Origin of the sequence: Clostridium sp. OM05-9 (assembly GCF_003481465.1) — a bacterium.
Taxonomy (GTDB): Bacteria; Bacillota; Clostridia; order Lachnospirales; family Lachnospiraceae; genus Coprococcus; species Coprococcus ammoniilyticus.
Map to the genome: position 1 here is coordinate 216 of NZ_QULF01000014.1, position 371 is coordinate 586.

The following is a 371-nucleotide window of genomic DNA, read 5'->3' on the forward strand; positions in this document are numbered from 1 at the left end:
TGCAAGGCAGGTGCTCTCCCAACTGAGCTATACCCCCAGAGTGGGCTTAAATGGACTCGAACCATCGACCTCACGCTTATCAGGCGTGCGCTCTAACCAGCTGAGCTATAAGCCCATCTCTTTTTCTGCTTACACTTGATAAGCACTTTGACCATTTCTGATCAAACTTGGAGCTGGCAGCCACCTACTCTCCCACACCGTCTCCAGTGCAGTACCATCGGCCGCTTACGTCTTAACCGTCGTGTTCGGGATGGGTACGGGTGTTTCCCATAAGCGCATCACCACCAGCAAATATTCTGCTTTTCCTTGAAAGCTTAACAACATAACAACCCTTACTTCTTCCTTTTCCTTAGAAAGGAGGTGATCCAGCC

At 49.9% G+C, this 371-nt stretch carries 2 tRNA genes and 1 rRNA gene (1 of these 3 only partly in view); all 3 read right to left on the bottom strand.

From position 1 onward, the window contains the following. Positions 1-37 (bottom strand) — tRNA-OTHER (locus tag DXB77_RS12900) (it extends 59 nt beyond the left edge of the window). A 4-nt stretch (positions 38-41) separates the two neighbouring features. Then, a tRNA-Ile gene (locus DXB77_RS12905) sits at positions 42-115 on the bottom strand. A 56-nt stretch (positions 116-171) separates the two neighbouring features. Continuing rightward, a 5S ribosomal RNA gene (rrf, locus tag DXB77_RS12910) occupies positions 172-289 on the bottom strand. Between the last annotated feature and the right edge of the window lie 82 nt (positions 290-371).